This window comes from Leptospira kirschneri serovar Cynopteri str. 3522 CT (assembly GCF_000243695.2).
Classification (GTDB): domain Bacteria; phylum Spirochaetota; class Leptospiria; order Leptospirales; family Leptospiraceae; genus Leptospira; species Leptospira kirschneri.
On sequence record NZ_AHMN02000011.1, the window covers coordinates 385001 to 401920 of the forward strand.

Annotated in this window: 13 protein-coding genes; 4 read left to right on the forward strand and 9 right to left on the reverse strand. The window is 33.3% G+C overall.

Annotated features, from left to right (window positions below; all coding sequences use genetic code 11):
- Positions 1-291 precede the first annotated feature (291 nt).
- Positions 292-942 carry a DsbA family protein gene (locus LEP1GSC049_RS212035; protein ID WP_004752890.1) on the forward strand — a complete coding sequence of 217 codons (651 nt, stop codon included), beginning with the start codon at positions 292-294 and terminating at the stop codon, positions 940-942.
- Positions 943-1327: 385 nt separating this feature from the next.
- Here LEP1GSC049_RS212035 and LEP1GSC049_RS212030 read toward each other — a convergent pair whose 3' ends face one another.
- Positions 1328-2122 carry an FcpA-related putative periplasmic flagellar protein gene (locus LEP1GSC049_RS212030; protein WP_004752853.1) on the reverse strand — a complete coding sequence of 265 codons (795 nt, stop codon included), beginning with the start codon at positions 2120-2122 and terminating at the stop codon, positions 1328-1330.
- A gap of 133 nt (positions 2123-2255) precedes the next feature.
- On the opposite strand from LEP1GSC049_RS212030, the gene LEP1GSC049_RS212025 reads away from it, so the two are divergent.
- A complete protein-coding gene (locus LEP1GSC049_RS212025) occupies positions 2256-2702 on the forward strand; it encodes a methylglyoxal synthase (RefSeq protein WP_004756970.1) in 447 nt (148 codons plus the stop codon).
- Between the two features lie 808 nt (positions 2703-3510).
- Entirely contained in the window at positions 3511-4137 is a 627-nt protein-coding gene (locus LEP1GSC049_RS212020; RefSeq protein WP_004756976.1) for a hypothetical protein, read from the forward strand.
- Here LEP1GSC049_RS212020 and LEP1GSC049_RS212015 read toward each other — a convergent pair.
- The 5 genes from LEP1GSC049_RS212015 to LEP1GSC049_RS211995 form a co-directional block, all read right to left on the reverse strand.
- Positions 4134-6131: a tetratricopeptide repeat protein gene (locus LEP1GSC049_RS212015; protein ID WP_004761178.1), complete on the reverse strand. Its 1998-nt coding sequence runs from the start codon at positions 6129-6131 to the stop codon at positions 4134-4136. The two genes, LEP1GSC049_RS212020 and LEP1GSC049_RS212015, sit on opposite strands and share 4 nt — an antisense overlap.
- The gene (locus LEP1GSC049_RS212010; RefSeq protein WP_004757082.1) at positions 6128-8158 is read right to left on the reverse strand and encodes an NHL repeat-containing protein; all 2031 of its coding nucleotides are present in this window, start codon (positions 8156-8158) and stop codon (positions 6128-6130) included. Before LEP1GSC049_RS212010 ends, LEP1GSC049_RS212015 begins: the two co-directional genes overlap by 4 nt.
- 426 nt (positions 8159-8584) lie before the next feature.
- Positions 8585-8794, reverse strand: coding sequence for a hypothetical protein (locus tag LEP1GSC049_RS212005; RefSeq protein WP_004752897.1), 210 nt, complete (start codon positions 8792-8794; stop codon positions 8585-8587).
- Between the two features lie 43 nt (positions 8795-8837).
- Positions 8838-9401 (reverse strand): DUF1564 family protein, encoded by a 564-nt coding sequence (locus tag LEP1GSC049_RS212000; RefSeq protein ID WP_025175878.1) that lies wholly within the window; start codon positions 9399-9401, stop codon positions 8838-8840.
- 953 nt (positions 9402-10354) lie between these two features.
- Positions 10355-11296 (reverse strand): histone deacetylase family protein, encoded by a 942-nt coding sequence (locus LEP1GSC049_RS211995; protein ID WP_004762338.1) that lies wholly within the window; start codon positions 11294-11296, stop codon positions 10355-10357.
- A gap of 456 nt (positions 11297-11752) precedes the next feature.
- Between LEP1GSC049_RS211995 and LEP1GSC049_RS211990 the strand changes: the two genes are divergently transcribed.
- Complete coding sequence (locus LEP1GSC049_RS211990) at positions 11753-12931, forward strand: putative glycoside hydrolase (protein WP_016560967.1); 1179 nt, start codon at positions 11753-11755, stop codon at positions 12929-12931.
- A 1854-nt stretch (positions 12932-14785) separates the two neighbouring features.
- On the opposite strand, the gene LEP1GSC049_RS211985 is transcribed toward LEP1GSC049_RS211990, so the two are convergent.
- From LEP1GSC049_RS211985 to LEP1GSC049_RS2000000229140, 3 genes are all read right to left on the reverse strand, one after another.
- Entirely contained in the window at positions 14786-15586 is an 801-nt protein-coding gene (locus tag LEP1GSC049_RS211985; RefSeq protein WP_004753219.1) for an enoyl-CoA hydratase/isomerase family protein, read from the reverse strand.
- Positions 15586-16113, reverse strand: a complete 528-nt coding sequence (locus tag LEP1GSC049_RS211980) for a hypothetical protein (protein WP_004752944.1) — start codon at positions 16111-16113, stop codon at positions 15586-15588. The genes LEP1GSC049_RS211985 and LEP1GSC049_RS211980 overlap by 1 nt, the downstream gene beginning before the upstream one ends.
- A 392-nt stretch (positions 16114-16505) precedes the next feature.
- Positions 16506-16694, reverse strand: coding sequence for a hypothetical protein (locus LEP1GSC049_RS2000000229140; protein ID WP_004753427.1), 189 nt, complete (start codon positions 16692-16694; stop codon positions 16506-16508).
- Between the last annotated feature and the right edge of the window lie 226 nt (positions 16695-16920).

The window sequence follows — 16920 nt, forward strand, 5'->3', positions numbered from 1 at the left end:
GCAAAATATTAGATACTTTATTATAAATTATGAGTAGTAGAAAGTTTGAGTCGTTTGATTATTACCGTTTCTAAAAAAGCGTCAGAATTTTTCGGATTACTTTTTGAATCTATTATCTAAAAGAACATGCAAAATTTATTTTATAGATGGAAAACATACTAAAATTAGATTTGGAATTTAAACGTAGTATATTAAAAATGAATTATACTGAAATTTTTCCGGTACCTTCAAAGATGAAAGATAAAAATCTAACCCATGCAGAATTTATACTTACGGAAATAATCAAATAAGATGAATCAAAACGAATCGATTCGACATTCTATACTTTATGTGACCGATCCTCTTTGTCCCTGGTGTTATGGCTTTGGTTCTGTTATGGAAAAGATAAGGGAAGAATACAAAAATAAAATCCGGTTTTCTCTTGTGTTAGGAGGTTTACGTTTTCAAGAAGGTGCAGAACTTTTAACGCCGGAGTTGGCTAGAATTTTAAAACACGAATGGAAAGACGCGGAATTTACAACAAAACAACCGTTTTCATTGGGGTTTTTAGAAAAAATGGATTTTCGATACGATTCCTTTCCCGCTTGTAAAGCAGTAATCAGTGCTCAAAAAATAAGACCAGAAATCGCATTCGAATATTTGAATGTACTTTCTAAATCCTTTTATTTAGAAAATCAAGATCCGACTTCCATTGAAACTTTTGTAAAACTATCAGAAAAGTTCGGAATTACTGCTCAAGAATTCCGATCTGTATTTGAAGACAAGGATACGGATCTGGAAACTAGAAACGACTTCTACTATGGTTTTTCTTTGGGAGTAAGTGTATTTCCAAGTCTTGTATTTTCGGACGGAATTGAAAATGGAATTTTGACGAGGGGTTATTGTACACTGGAACAAGTAGATTCTATTCTTAAGGAATACTTTAGAGCGGTTGGGATCTAAGATTTTATTTTTCAAGGATTCCGTTTTTTTAACAACTCAATTGTAATAACTCCCATAAACCTATATTTCACAGTGTAACTTTCAAGATTCATAATTTTACTGCACAAAGTAAAATTCAGAGGCCAAAGACAAAATATCGTATTATGTTTCTTTCATGCAATTTATTGACTGGAGCTAAAGGGCGAGGTCTGGTTGCCATGGGCAACCGGATTCGCATAAACTTTATCGCACAGAATTCATATTATTGAAATGTAATAAAACGGATATTTTATACTTATAGTTCTGGGTAAAATCATACTTGTATTTTTACAAGACTAAAGCGTCTAATTGCTATTGGTGCTCTACAGATTTTGGGCAGAACTAAATAATTAAAAAGAATCCTTGTTTAGTCTTTAAAAAGTTCTTTGGAAAATTCAAGATAATCCGAAGAGTTCTTTCCAAATTTGAACTCAGCGTATAAAAGTCCGTGTTTTTTTCGGAGAATGTCGTATTTCTCTCGAGAGATGTCGTCTCGATTTTTTTTAGAAAGTCGATAAGCTCTTTCGTAACAATTGGCCAGAAAACCTTGAGCTTCTGGATCTTCGTAGTATTTATTTCCGATTTGGATATATCTTTCTAAAATATCCATAGCTTGGAGGAAATTTTTTAAAGCAAGTTGGTGTTTGATGTATTCTCTATAAATGTTGGCTTGTAGATCTCGAAACGTATCCGTATCTTTAACTTTTTGATTTTGAATTCTTTCCAAAAAATTCATGGAAGAAACTAAAAGATGAATAGAGTCGGATCTGGATTTATTTAAGTCTCTGGTAATGGCTCTTTCAAAATTTTCGCGGCGACTTTTTTTTTGCCATTCGTAACGATCCGCTTCGAAGTTTAGGCTATTGAAATCTTTTCGTTTTAGATCCGCTAATTCGTTCGTTTTTCTAAAATGATCTACGGACTTTAAAAAGTTTTCTTTTGCTTTTTCAAAAAGGTTTTTGGAATTTTCTTCGCTTGCGTCGCCTAACAGATCCAGATCTTCAAATTGAAGAAAATCCTTTCCCCAATCGGAATCACCATTGCTTCCATCCGGAATTAAAATTTCGATTTTCTTTTCGTTGGAAGTTGGTTCACTCCAGAGTAATAGAGGAAAAATAAATAAGATCGTAAAAAATCTAAGATAAAAAGAAGAATGTTTCATTGGAGATCTGTTCGAATCTAAAACAAGTCTAGAAATCGACTTTGAAAAAAAATATCTAAGGTCAATTTAGGATTGGTTTGAAATTTGCGTCATCAAAAAATTAGATTCAAAATAAACGAGAAAGAGTAATGAAATGAAAGAAGTTTCTGTTCCAGCAATCAAAAGAATCGCGTTGATCGCCCATGACAATCGTAAAGAAGATTTAGTAAACTGGGTAAAAACTCATAGGGAAATACTTTCAAAACATCAGCTATATGGAACTGGAACGACTGGAAAATTAATAAGCGAAGAGACCGAACTTCCGGTTTACAGATTTCTTTCCGGGCCGTTGGGAGGAGATCAGCAAATCGGTGCTAAGATTGCTGAAGGTGATTTAGATATAGTAATTTTTTTCTGGGATCCATTAACGGCCCAACCTCATGATCCGGATGTAAAGGCTTTGCTAAGAATTGCGGTTCTATACAACGTTCCTATGGCCTGTAATCGATCCACTGCCGATTATATGATCAGTTCTCCTCAATTTACAAAAACTTATAAAAAGATTCTTTTGAGCTACAATACCAAAGTGAAAAAGGACTGATTAAAATAAAAATTTTATCCAAAAGAAAATTTGAATATAGTAGGTTTAAAAAAAAACAGATGCAGAATTTCTAAAATGTTTATATTTACGGTATCGGTTATTGTAAACTATCTCAAAGATACATTATCTTTGCCTGTTATTCGGACGTATGAAAATAATAATACGTTGAGCTTGTTTAACGTGAGCAGGGTGTAGAAAAATCAGGGCGAATCCGACTGGCTGTAGTAGCCAGTCGGACCGGGCTCTCAGCTTGGGTCAATAAATTACATGCAAGAAACGTTATATAAAATATCATCTTCAGTTGTAATTTATTGACCTCGCATCGATCCCTTTCGCGTTATGTCAAATTCACGATTGTAAAAAACTGAAAATGTAGGAACTTCTTTAAAAAAGCCAACAATCCGGGTTAAATACATTTGAAAACTTTCATATCATTGGTATAAAATCGCCTATTCAATTTAGAGCCTGCCTCAAAACACCGTTTCAATGCAAAATATGGGTGTTTTATTATATAATTTTAAATAAATGTAGCGTAATCAAGTGATCAAAATGTTTGAGTTAAATGCCAATTTGTTTAAAAAATATTTGGGTAAAGAATGGAGTTTTGTTGAAAAATTAATTTTCTTCCTTAACTTTTTCATTACTAATCTCTATAAAATCGAGTGCCGTTAATTTTATCACAAAACACTGATTCTATGTAAAATATTAGGTACTTTATTATATAGTTATGAGTAAGACGAATGAATCATGTCATTATTTTAATGTTGGATATGAAATTCTCAATAACTCTAATATAAAAGAATGATTTATGAATTTTAAGAATTCGCTTTCCATGTCGATCCAAAACATATTTTGCATTTTAAAAAGCCGCTCAAAGCCGACTTATCCTTTGCGATTTTCGGAAGGAGCCGTAACTACTATTCAAACTCATCTTGTAAAACGGCCTGAAACTGCATTTCAAGTAAAGTTAGAAAGAGAAAAAGAACATACAAGAGTTCAAGTAGGTTATGATCGAAAAAAAGGGATAAAAACCATACACTCTTACCCGATCGAACTGGACATTGCAAAAGAGGATGAGATCTGTTTGGAAGGATCCATGATCGACTGGGATTCTGAAAAACATGAATTTAAAATTTATCCGGACGTGAATTTGGAGATAGAATATAATGTTATTCTAAATTATTTTGAGATAAGAATCGATCGAGACGTATTCGAAAATGATAAAGTTAGAGTTTATACAAAAACTACTGGATTTCCGAGCTGGTTTCCCGTCCGAGAAAATATATTAGAAATCAATAAAGTAACAATCAAAGGAAGAATTTGGAAATTGAACCTAACAAATCGATACCAGTCTGAGGAAATTCTAAAAATTGAAAGTTCAATAGCCGACGAAGTATTGGATTATTTCAGCGATTTTCCTAGGCGTCAAGGTTAACGTTTCCAGAATACCCTATCTCCTTCCGAAATCGTTTTTAAACCGTTAATTCCATTTTCGGGAACGGCCCTGGAAAGAAAATAATCGATTTCTTCTATCGTAGCCTCTCCAGATTTTCCGGAACTGTTGTAGATTTGAATTTTGCTTCCCTTCTTGAGACCATCAAGGGCTCCTACATTGACTATCAGGTCTTCATCCTTCACTTTTAATACGGAGCCGCTTGGGGGGATAGAAGCTAAAATTTTAGAAACAGACCTGACAACCGCTTCCGGTATAAAATCTCTTCCTTTTGAGAATATTTTAAATGTCGAAAGTATCTTTTCGTGTTTGGAATCCTTGATCGTCCAATCTATGCGTATAGAATGATTTTCGTATTTTAGAGAACCATAAATTAGAAATCTAGGTTTGATGCCTTTTTTGGAAGAATCCTTGATCTTGAGGTATGTAGATTCTGTATAAGGTAGAATTCCAGTATAAGGAGCCGTTTTGATTTCAAAAGATGGGTTACTACGAGCAGATTCTAAAACTTCCGAAAGAGTGATCGTAGGATTTAAAGAAAGATTTTTACGTACGGAAGAAGAAATTAAAAATGCTAGATCTGGATAATCTCCTAAAAAGGATTTATCTAAAAGATCAAACATTAAAAGAACGGGTGGTGTTCTGCCATAATTTTCAACAAGATTGTCTCCTGTGATTTCTATTAAACCTTCTCTATAAGCGATAGATTGTTTCATAGAGTTCAGAAGATTTTCGATTTCATACTGGTACTTTTGATTTTCTGAATATTTTTTTCTCAAAAATAAAAGAAGATTGAGATAACGCGGAAAGAATCCGGTTCGTTTATATTCTGATAAAGTTTGAAATTGAACCTCCGGTTGACTCGGAATGAGTTCTCTTGCACAAGAAAGATGATGAGAAGCCATATCATAGAGAAGGGAATTTTTAGAAGAACGAAAACGTTGCATTCTATATTCCCCTAGTTTCCTTCTAAAGGAATGATTTTCTGGAAAATGATCGAGTGCGACCGATTCCGCCTTTTGTCTTGAAATAGAGTCTAAGTCATCTAACTTTAATATATCAATTAAATCGTTTTTAAGCGTATCTTTGGAAGAGTCATTTGCGTTTTTTTCTTCCGCAAACGCTTTAAGATAAAGATACAAAGGGTTTTGAGGATAAATAGAAACGAGTTTGCGGGAAAGTGATTCTGCGGATTGAAAGTCTCCTTGCCATATTCTGATTCTTGCAAGTGCATTGATCGCTTCTTCAAAATCTGGGTATAAAGAAATTGCTCTTTCCAATTTTTCGGAAGCGATTTCTAGTTTTTGTTTTTTTTCTGGATCGGAACTTTTTTCGGACCAATCCATAAGCAACGAAGCCATACTAAAGAATAAATCAGGATCGTCTGAAGAGGACGCAAGCGCTGTGTTCCAAATATGATAAGACTTAGAAAAATTACCGGTTTTGCCGTTTACCTTGGCTTCTAAAATTTGCACTTCCTTGGAGTTTTGAAGTCTGGATTTTGACGCTTCCAGTTTTTTCAGAGCGGATTCGTAATTTCCCATTTCTAAAAGGATCTGAATTTGAATTGGAGCCAGAACCGGATCAAACGGATCTGTTTCAAGAGAAGATTTGAGAAGATTTAGAGAATTATTATATTCTTTTTTTCGAATATACCCTAAGGCGGCTCCTTTGATTGCAGCTTTATTTTCCGGTTCTAATTCCAGCACTTTGTTGTAAGCTTCTAGGGATTCTTTATCCTTGTGAAGATGTTGTGCAGCTTCTGCAAATCCAAGTAAAGAACGAGTAGACATAGGGTTGAAACGAGAGGCTTCGGAAAAGGATTGATAAGCAGCCGTGTAATTACGGTCTTTAAGAAAGGACTCTCCTTCCTGAATTTTTCGAACTGTGTCTTGAGAATGAGTTGACCCGATGGAGAAGTATAAAATCAGAAATACTAAATAGGGAAAAGGTTTTTGTAAAAAACTTAAAATCATTTCGTAAAAAATCCAGCTTCCGTTTTTCCGGATGTGTTTCTGAAATTCGCTTCTATGACTAAGGGAATATAAAAATCTTTTTTATCCGCGTCGATTCTACTTTTGAAAGAAACGATATAACGTCTGTCTTTATGAGATAAAAAAGAGTTATAAAGATTTTTTTCTGATCCTTCACCCGGAATTAGGATGAATTTTCCTCCGGTAGAAGCGGCGATCATTTTATAGGTTTCTACCGCCGGTCCCGAATCTGAAAGAGATAAGAAATAGATTGGAATTGAATGTGCTTTAGAGTAGCGGATAATTTTTTCCGATGAAATTTGAGTAAAAGAATCCGGATACGAATTTCCTGAAACTAAAACTAATACGATTCTAGGCCCGAGGCGTCCAAGCAAGTCGGAGATTCCTCTATAGATTGCTTTTCCCGTTTTGGAACTAGAATCACTAGGAGAAGTTCTTAATATTCTAAAAATCTCATGCATAGAATAGTTGAAATCAGAGGCTTTGATCAATTCCGTTCCCGAACGCAGAACTTCAATTCCGTCGTATTGTCGAAGTGAAGTGAATAGTGGTTTTAAGGACTTTTCAAATACTGGGTAAGCCGTTTTAATTTCGGGAGTATTTTCATAAACGAGAGATAAGGAAATTCGATTGTTAAATTGTCGCATGTCTGTGAGACCAATTAATGGAGAAAGATTTCCATATTCATAAACCTTAAAGGAGTTTCTTGGAATCGTTTTGATGTCCCTACCAGATCGATCTCTTACACGTAGAAATACGGAAATATCCGGATAATCATGATTTAAAACTTTTTCCAATACTATGTCCATGTTAGAAGATAATTGGTTGGAAGGACTGAAAATTTCCACTCGATGCCGATTGAAATCCGCAATGAACTGTGTTCCTGTGTAGTCGAAGGTGGAAGAGAACGGTTGGTTTAGTCTTCGGACAACATTTTTTGAATCTCTAAAAGAATCTAATAATCTCCAAGTGCTGTCTATAGTATTATAAATGACGAGTCCCGACTTTTCATCGGAAATGTAAATTTCGTTTTTTCGAATTGTTAGATTTCGAGGAGAAGATAGTATGTTTGGATTTGTAATTTCTCGAAGAAAATTCCCTTCCGAATCGAATACTACGATTCGGGAATTGCCTCGATCAGCCACGTAGATTTCTCCTTTGGAATTGACTTTTAGTCCGGATGGGTTGCGTAGAGTTCCGACTCCAATTTCTTGTACAAAGGTGCCATCCGACTTTAATTTCTGGATTCGATTGTTTCCAGAGTCTGAGACATAAAGATAACCGTTCTTTGTATAGAATATGCCTGTAGGCCCATGAAATGTACCGTTCGTTTTTCCAGAACTCCCAAATCGATTGATATATTCGCCTCTTGTATTGAATTCGTAAATTTTATCAGCTTTGAAGTCGGCTACAAAAATTGAATTTGCTCTCAATGAAAAGAATAAGGGACCCGTTAAGTTCCGACCTAAAGATCCTTTGAAGTTATCTATAGGGTTGCCATTCGGATCAAATTTTACAATGTTTGCTGTATCAAAGGAGAGGACATAAAGAAATCCATCGTCATCAACGGCTACATCGGATGGATTCCGGAATCTAAAACGTCTGAGTTCATCACCTAAAATTGCCGAGTAGTAACGGACTGTTAAATCTTGACTTCCACCGGATAGATTAATTCTCAGAGCATCTAATCTTGCTTTTTGGATTTGATTTAGTCCTGTTGTACCTTCAATTTGTTCTAATTCCGACATACTTTCAGGCCAATCTCCGGAGAGATAGTATGAGTTTGAAAGCATGAGTCGGGCTAATGTAAAATCATTTTTAATCGAAAGTGCCTTTAAAAAATTTTCTCTTGCAGATGAATACTGAGAATTATTAAAATAAGAGAAGCCTCTGGTAAATTGAATTCTTGCTTCCTTTTCTTGAATGGAAAAATTGGGGAGTCCGTCGGAACTCAAAGATAACGTAGCGGAGGTAAAAACTAAAATAATGAAAAGTCTATGAAAATGCATGAATGCTTATTCTTGCCTCTATTTCTATAAGCAGCTCTAAGAGACATAATTTCAAGAATTTTTTATGGAATATCCGACAATAGGAATGTGCGTCTTATTTAACGTGAGTTTGATTCGGTAATAAAGAAACCCATTTTGTAAAGGGTAACCCTGTAAATTTAAAAAGAATGATTCTAAAATCAAATTTTATAGAGATATGATTCTCTAAAATTAATTTTTAATCTAATAATGATCTAAAACTACGATTTTATACAGAAATTTGAGATTTGAAAATTCGGCTTACCTCTGAATTTTGTAAGTTTTCTTGTTATATTGAAAAAGAGTCGGAATTTCCACATGATTCTAGGTTTTACAGAAAATAGAGAAATGTACAATTAGTTCAAAATCAAATTTGATTAAATGAGAAAAATTGAAAATCAGTAAACATTACCTTGGTTTTAAAAAAGGAGAATTTGTATTTGCGGATACTTTACGATTTTGCATCCAATTTTGGTGATGTTTTTGCCAAATCTCTCTTTTTGCTCGGTTTTCGGAAAGTTCTGATTTAGTTTCTCGGATCAAAAAATCCAAAATCAAGATATAATTTCTAAAACGTGCTTCAAAATGATTTAGTTTTTCTTCCAAGGAAATTTCCATTTCTTCTTTAAATATCGGATCTTGCCGATAAAAAATAGAAAAATTATGTGTTGTTCAATTCGAAATTTTTTCCAACTAACATTTTCTTTAAAATCATTTTGCGATTAGAAAGGATTTTAAAGTAAAAATGGAGATGAATTGTTCGTTTTCCTAATTTTATAAGCTCCTCTGCTAAATTTATAATTTGCAAGTCTTCTTCCCGGTCTAAATCGACAAGCCGAGAAAAAAGCCTGCATATGGAGAGGCCAAAGTAAAATCCAATAAATTTTGCTTCGTACCAATCTTGGTGGTCTGGACGAAAAGAATATCGAATCAGTTGTTGGTTTTTAGATTGATAAAGTGTTTTTCTAAAAGCAGTATCCGGGAATTTAGAGGATAAATTTCTTTTTTGAAATTTGAGAATCAAGTAATGAAAGTAATTCTTTAAATTTTTATGTTTTTTAATTTGTTTATATAAATAACTTTCTAAATGTAGCGGAACCAATAAGTCAGAAGGTCCGGAATCTTTTTTTGACTTTCCTTTAAATTCAGTGAAATTTTTTAGATGGTGTTTTTGCATTTTTATCTCCTCTTTTAATGCAGTTCCAGGAGATATAGAAAAGGTCATATCAAGTGAAAAAAATTTAAAGAAAATCATTATAAAATGAATTTTTAATTTTATGATAGTCGCAAAACAGAGAATTCATGCAGAAATTTGATTGAGTATTATTCTTTTGAAATTTTATAAAGTTCTTTTAAAAAATATCTGTATTATCTCAAAGTATGAAAATAACATCGAAGATAAACGATTGATTTTCTGAAGATGTAGAAGTTCCTACAAATTGAGTTTAATTCTAGAGTTGTTAGCTTTTTTTGAAGAAGATTTCACATTCTAACTTTTAGAAAAAGACATAGTATTATTTTCACGTGTTAAATCCGTAAATTTAAAAATAATAACCAGTAATTAACAAAGGTTATCTCTGAAGCTACGATAGTTTAAAGGTTTGCCTAAAAACTTTTAAATGTATCATTTTTGAATCTTCAATAAAATATGGAGGTTTTTACAGAAACCACCACATTATACAATTTACAGTTTTTAGTATTTTTTTCGTTATTTAACGTGAGTTCGATGTAAGAAAATCAGGGCGAATCCGGCTTGCCATAGGCCGCCGGACCGGGCTCTCAGCTTTGGTCAATAAATTGTATATAGGAAACATTATACAATAATTGTCTTTAGTTTCAATTTATTGACCTCGCATCGATCCCTTTCGCATTGGATTATACCGAACGCGTTAACCGGCGTTTTGTCGTGACATTTATGGGTACTCAGTTTTGTAAGGATCAGTAATAAAAATTTTTTTCAAAGATTTATATGTCGTAAGTACTATAGGAATTTAGAATCTTGTTCACTCAGAACTATATAAAAGAATACCTAATATTTTACTTTGGAATAGGATGTTGTGACAAAAATTTAAGATACTCAATTTTTTTAGAGATCAGCATTACTAAACTCTGTTGCATCGTTTTTGAATAAAGTTTTTGTTTGAAGCCTTTATCCACTGAGGTTTTTGGAATCAATTTTTAAGAAAAAGAATTTAAAACTGCTATGTGAGCCTCTACGGATTCTGATAACGCAGTTAAGTCGTAACCCCCTTCTAAAAAGGATAGAACCTTGCCACCACAAATTCTATCTGCGCTTTCTAAAATGATACGAGTAAGATCTTCGAATCCTTTTGTTGTTACATTCATTCCTCCAAGAGGATCGTCTTTATGTGCGTCAAAACCTGCAGAAATTAAAACGATATCTGGGTCAAAACGTTCCATTGTAGGAACAACGATCTCTTTAAATTTCTGAATATAGGCTTGGTTTTCAGAATTCGCTTGCATAGGAATATTTTTTGTAGTTCCAATACCTTTTCCTTTGCCAGTTTCCGTTATTAAACCGGTCATTGGATAAAATGGAAATTGATGAATCGATAGATAAAAAATATTTGGATCTTCATAAAAGATTTCTTGTGTTCCATTTCCGTGATGGACATCCCAATCAATAATAAAAATTTTTTTATATCCATTATTTTGCAAATACCGAGCGGTAATAGCAACATTGTTTAACATACAAAAACCCATAATACGATTATGCTCCGCATGATGACCAGGAGGTCTAAGAAGAGAGAAACCATTCTTGATTGTTCCCGAAATTAAGGATTCCGACAATATTATTCCAGAATTTGCAGCGGAGTAGGCTGATATCCACGATTTTTCCGTAAAAGGAGTATCTGAATCAAAATAACCTCTTTTTCCTTTGGAGTTTTCGATTTTTTGAATGTGATTTTTAGAATGGATTTCGTTGAGGAATTCATTGGGAAACTTTTTCATTTCAGGAAAAAATAAAGAACCAAAATAGCTACTTTGATGCAATTTGTTCAAGCACGCAAGTAGTCTGTCGGAATTCTCATAATGAGGGATTACAAAATTTGCATTATGGTAAAGAAAATCTTGAGAGTAGATAAAACCTGTCGGCATTTTATTTTTCTGTTTTTTATTGTGGATCAAAAAATTTATACATTCATAAAACGAAAATTCAAATTTTTCAACGTAAAAAACAAAGAAGGTTAGGTTTTACCATGAAAATAAAAGATGAATTTTCGCAAAAATGTATCGATTTCTTACAAGTACACTTATTCCTGAATTTATTGTTTTTTGAGAGAAAAATTATATTCTAATTTTTGAATAAGCTTCATTGTCTTATTTTCATATATCTTTGTAGTAATTGAACAGCCTGATTCGGAGTTTGAAAAGTGATCTAAATTTTATTTCGAAATTGAATTTATTTTTTAGTTAGACGTAGTGAATTCCGACATTTAATAAAGGTTAGGGCTTATCTTAGACACATTATGTCTGATAATAGTATTATTCTAAGATCAAATCTCAGATAGGTTCTAAAAAGATTTTTTGATTTTTTATAACTTTTTAGTTCTTATGTATTATATTATTCTATTTATTATTTGTTTTGTTTGGACTTCATCAGCGTTTCCTGATTTTGATCTTCCTTTTCCAATAAAAAGTGCTAAGAAACATTCAATTGAAACTATTCTTTCTGAATCTCGTAAACAAAAGGTCGGATCTCCTGAAATTTTAAAAAACAATGAGAATTATAGGCCTTTTACGGGAACACAAGTCGGATCTACTAAAACCAAACCCAAAATAGAATCTTTCAAATTTGAATCACCTAAAGAAGATAAAACTTTCAAGATAGAAGTTGTAAAGACTCAGAATGTGGAAAATTCTTTAAAAAATTCCGACTTAGAAACGGTTTCTAATATCAAAGTTCCGGAATTTTCCAGGGGAATTTATATTTCGCAGAAAACCTTAAAGAAAGAGAGAGAATTTAATGATCTCAGAAAAAAAGGAAAACAGTATGGAATTAATTTTCTCGTAATCGATATTCAACCTTCAGTTCCTTCTAAGGAAATTGTAGAAACTTTGGTAATAGAAGGATTTTATCCTGTCGCGAGAGTTGTAAATTTTGACGGGGGACTTCCGACAGAAAAACCACCTATCCAAAGAATCAATTCAATACACAAATCGATTCAAGCCGCTTGTAAATCTGGTTTTCCAGAAATTCAATTGGATTACATTCGTTATGCGGATAATCTGAACTTAAAACTGACTTACGAAATGCGATATAAAAATATCGCTGAAATTATTAAGGGTATCAGAAAGGAAACTCTTAAATGTAATAATCTTCCTTATATTGGGGCAGATATTTTTGGTCGGATCCCATTCAACCAAAACGATATGATCGGACAGAAAGTAGAAATATTTGCTCAACTTGTCGATGTACTTTATCCAATGCTTTACCCATCTCATTTTTATGGTATGGCCGATAAAATCAAAAATCCGTATCAGACAGTGTATGACGGAACTCTTTTTACCATTAAGAGATCGCTAAAAACGACGAGAGTTATTCCTTACATTCAAGGTTTTAATATGTCTGTAGGGAAGTCGGGACTCACACTTTCAAATTATATCAAAGCTCAGATAAAGGCCTCTTATGATAGTGGAGGGCATGGATTTGTAGTTTGGAATGCCTGGAATGATTACGAATCTACTTTTCAAGCCTTAAAGGATTACGAGAAGGAAGTAAAGAAAGACTAATTTAACGTGAGTTCGACGTAAGAAAATTGGGGCGAATCGCTCGCAAATTTCATAGTTAAAATGGCTCACGACCTAAAACGCGATCCGTAGAGAGCGTTTTACTGAGTTCTTTTCGCTCCAATTCCTTCGGAATTTTTCAAACTCAATCTCTCTACGGATCGCAGCATAATAATCGCTTTCGCATTTGTTATGCCGAACTCACTTAATTTAACATGAATTCGGTGTAAGAAAATGAGAAAGAATTTTCTAAAAGTATGAGTTCCTACAATTTAAGAATTTATTTGTAAAATCTTGATTTGTGGCAGTTCCCACATTTTAGAAAAAAATCTGCATGTTCAGATTCCAATTTTTTTCAGAAAAATGAATCATGGATTTCTTCACGAACTCACGTTAATTTATAAATTTGTGAGAGTTCCCGCAGATTAAGTCGTATTACAGATCTTTAAACATTCATTTTTTGTAATTCGAGTCGGGAGTTCCACATTTATTTTATGGAAAAATCAGGTTTTATAAAATGAATCTCTTACGCCGAACTCACGTTAATTTATGATTTTCTCAAGTTGGAATTTCTTCTATATACTTACGATTTTATCGACCTTACATAATAGATTACATGAATTTTAAGATAAATCTCCGTTTTAGAAACAGAATTTCAAATACTCTATTATGTAGGTACTGAAAAAAACTAACGAATTTGATGTGAAGTCAATTCATTGAATTTAGCAGATAAAATGTAGGAACTACTGTCTTTAGAGGGATTTCTATAAAGTAAAATTTTCATTGGATTATTATCGTCATTAAAACAATGAATTTTATGTGAAAATTTGATTTTACTCAGAGTAGATAATAAGAGTAGTTCGTTGTAAAAAATGGATACATTTCTTAAAAGTTAGTTTTACAACAAAAAATAAAGATGAATGTAGGGAGCCTCTTCTAACTTTAAGAAATTATAAAATTTAAATGTCTCCATAAACGCAGGAATTCCTAGTTTTAAAACTTCTTACGTCGAATTCTCGATGTTTTTTCTAAAAATGTAGGAACTACTGATTTTTTACTACTCGGGTGTATAAAAATAATGCTTATGTGGATTTCCTTTAAAAAGTCAACAAATTCGGATTAAACGCCATTTTTTGAACGGCTTCCACATCTTTGGTAAAATGATTGTTAATTTTTGGTACTCTTTTTATACGTTTGAGTAGTAAGTTCAAAGACAAGTCTCTGAATTGAAATCGTTCAAAAATTTCAGAGCATAAATTTAAAAATAGAGTTATTGAAAAATTCCATAGTTCAATTAACAAAACTGCTTCAATCGACTGTTCCCATGAAATAGAAACAAATGAAGAATTAATTTTTTAACAACTCTAATAATTCATTTTCTTTTGTTTCTTATCCATTACTCATTCTATCAAATTGAGTTCCTAAATGTTATCCCAAAGTGGCGTTTTGCATAAATTCAATAGAATCCAATACGGAAAGCACTTGTGAAGTGTAGAGGAACTTAGCGTATAACTTCTTTAACTCAATACATTGCTCCCTGAACTCAGCAAAACGCTTTTTACGAAAGCGTTTTAGGTCGCTCTGCAGGTCACGTTCTATAATAAATTGTAACTTAAAACAAAATATTGTATTACGTTTTTTACATATAGTTTATTGACTGGAGCTGAAAGCGCGGTCTGACAGCATCGGACTCGCCCCGATTTTTTGACGTGAATTCACATGATTGAAGTATAAACTATTAATTTGGGTTCTTTATTATGTAGTTTTGAGTAAAGTGAACGGATCATGCCGTTTTGCTGGTGTTGGATATGGAATTTTTAACAACTCTAATGAGACGCATGTCGGAATTACTACGTTTTATAATCCTTTGAAAACAGGTTTTCTTTTTTGTTCGATTGCTTTGATTGTTTCCTTGAAATCGGAAGAAATGAAATTTCTTGCCTGGGATTCAGCTTCTTTTCTGAGAGCGGCTTCTAATTTTTCCTTATCGTAGGTGTTCTTTTTTAACTCGCTAAGTGCTAAAGGAGCGCTTTCGGATAATGCAATTGCAATTTCAGTCGCTCTTCCTAAGACTTCTTTTTGGGGAACTGAGTCATTACAGAGTCCAAGTCGGAACGCTTCTTCGCCATTTAATGTTTCCGCTAAAAATAAAAGTCGGTTTGCAATATGAGTTCCGAACAATTCTTTCACGATATAACTTGAACCCATTCCAGGATGAATTCCGAGTTTAACAAAGTTAAATTGATATTTGGCTTCATTGGCGAAGATACGAATATCGCAGGCGAATGTAAGTGAAAATCCCGCTCCAATTGCATGGCCGTTTGCGGCGCAAATTACTGGAATATCCAAACGTCTTACGGATAAGAATAGATTGTAGAATTCGAACATTGTCTTTTTGTTCGTTTCATAGTCTTTAGTTGAAAAAGACTTTAATAATTCGAAATTACCGCCCGCTGAAAAAATATCGTTTTTTCCCGTTAAAATTACAACTCTTGGTTTATTTTGTTCTGGAGTTTCTATCAAACCTTCGATAATTTTTTTGAATTCTAAACCCATTTCGCGAGTCATAGAATTTCTGGTTTCAGGATTATTGAAGCTTAAAGTCAGGATTTTATTTCCTGAACCCAGATCGATTGTGTCTCGGTCTATGAATCCCATTAAACTGCTTTTTTCTCCAATTCGAAACTTTCATACCAGATTCGGTCGGATATGGTCAACGGTTTTTCTCCAATTCCCATCTGGATATAATATTCAAGAAGGATTTCTAGATGAATTGCTTCTTCGTCTTCCAAAGTCCAGAAAGTAGAGTCAATGGATTTTGAAATCAGGGCTTGGCCTCTAATGGAATCTTGAAAGTATTCCGGTTTTCCGGAAAAAATTAAATGTGCTGAAATAAGATCGAATCGGATAGTTTCCAAGATTTTTTTAAATTCTACTTCCGACTTTTCGAAATATCTGGATGCGATTTCGGTTTGAAAATAGTCTCCCCATGTTAGAATGTCCGGTTCAACGCCTGTTTTTTCTTTGATTTGCTCAATTTTATCTTTCTCAATAAAAGGAGTTACCGCAAATCTATCTACAAGTTCTTTCAGAGCAATCAGATTCAGAATTTTTCCGGCTGATAGCTTTCCTTGTTTCATCATATCAAACAATTCTGGATTGAGTTCCGACTTTCTTGTGTCCATACATTCTTTTTCGGGATATTTCCAAACCTTCCCGTGGATTTTTTCTGGATTTATCCAAAAACTATTTCAGTACTGCGAATTTGATTTTTTCTAAGTAACGTGAGTTCGACATAAGAAAACTGTGCGAACCCAGCTTGCCACAGGCAGGCCAGCTGGGCTCTTTAGCTCTGGTCAATAAATTGCATACAGGAAACATAATACAACAATCGTTTTTAGATTCAATTTAGAACGCGATCTGTCGAACGACCTAAAACGCTTTCGTAAAAAGCGTTTTGCTGAGTTCAGGGAGTGAGACGCTTTAGTTTGAGAGAGGCGTTTTGCTTTAGTTTCCCCGCATCGATCTCTTTCGCGTTATACCGAATTCACGTTAAGTAATATTATTTTTAAGACTTTTAACAGTATATGAGTTCATTATAACGGATTGGTTTTTCTATAGAAAAAATGAAATCAACTATAAGGCGATTGATTATGAGTTTGTTCGAAAGATTAGAATTAGGATCTTTATAAAACGGATTTTTAATTTTATGATGGTTGTAATGAGATGCCGCCGAATTTCGTGTGGAAATTAATTGTGCGATCATTCTTTTGAGATTTTATAGGTTCTCAGTATCTACTGATTTTTATTTGAGACAATGATTTATTTGAGTTTAGATTTTTATGTCTCGTATGATGAATACATATTAAGTTAACGTGAGTTCCGACTATGATTCATTTTTCTGAAAAAGTTGGAATCTGAACTTTATAGATTGATTTTTTAAATGCGGGAACTACTGCAAATCACGATTTTTACAAACAATTCCTAAAAAT

Bases quoted from the DNA above. Each gene is read 5' to 3' on its own strand.
- LEP1GSC049_RS212035 (WP_004752890.1), top strand. From the start codon at position 292: ATGAATCAAAACGAATCGATTCGACATTCTATACTTTATGTGACCGAT.
- LEP1GSC049_RS212030 (WP_004752853.1), bottom strand. From the start codon at position 2,122: ATGAAACATTCTTCTTTTTATCTTAGATTTTTTACGATCTTATTTATT.
- LEP1GSC049_RS212025 (WP_004756970.1), top strand. From the start codon at position 2,256: ATGAAAGAAGTTTCTGTTCCAGCAATCAAAAGAATCGCGTTGATCGCC.
- LEP1GSC049_RS212020 (WP_004756976.1), top strand. From the start codon at position 3,511: ATGAATTTTAAGAATTCGCTTTCCATGTCGATCCAAAACATATTTTGC.
- LEP1GSC049_RS212015 (WP_004761178.1), bottom strand. From the start codon at position 6,131: ATGATTTTAAGTTTTTTACAAAAACCTTTTCCCTATTTAGTATTTCTG.
- LEP1GSC049_RS212010 (WP_004757082.1), bottom strand. From the start codon at position 8,158: ATGCATTTTCATAGACTTTTCATTATTTTAGTTTTTACCTCCGCTACG.
- LEP1GSC049_RS212005 (WP_004752897.1), bottom strand. From the start codon at position 8,794: ATGGAAATTTCCTTGGAAGAAAAACTAAATCATTTTGAAGCACGTTTT.
- LEP1GSC049_RS212000 (WP_025175878.1), bottom strand. From the start codon at position 9,401: ATGACCTTTTCTATATCTCCTGGAACTGCATTAAAAGAGGAGATAAAA.
- LEP1GSC049_RS211995 (WP_004762338.1), bottom strand. From the start codon at position 11,296: ATGCCGACAGGTTTTATCTACTCTCAAGATTTTCTTTACCATAATGCA.
- LEP1GSC049_RS211990 (WP_016560967.1), top strand. From the start codon at position 11,753: ATGTATTATATTATTCTATTTATTATTTGTTTTGTTTGGACTTCATCA.
- LEP1GSC049_RS211985 (WP_004753219.1), bottom strand. From the start codon at position 15,586: ATGGGATTCATAGACCGAGACACAATCGATCTGGGTTCAGGAAATAAA.
- LEP1GSC049_RS211980 (WP_004752944.1), bottom strand. From the start codon at position 16,113: ATGGACACAAGAAAGTCGGAACTCAATCCAGAATTGTTTGATATGATG.
- LEP1GSC049_RS2000000229140 (WP_004753427.1), bottom strand. From the start codon at position 16,694: ATGATCGCACAATTAATTTCCACACGAAATTCGGCGGCATCTCATTAC.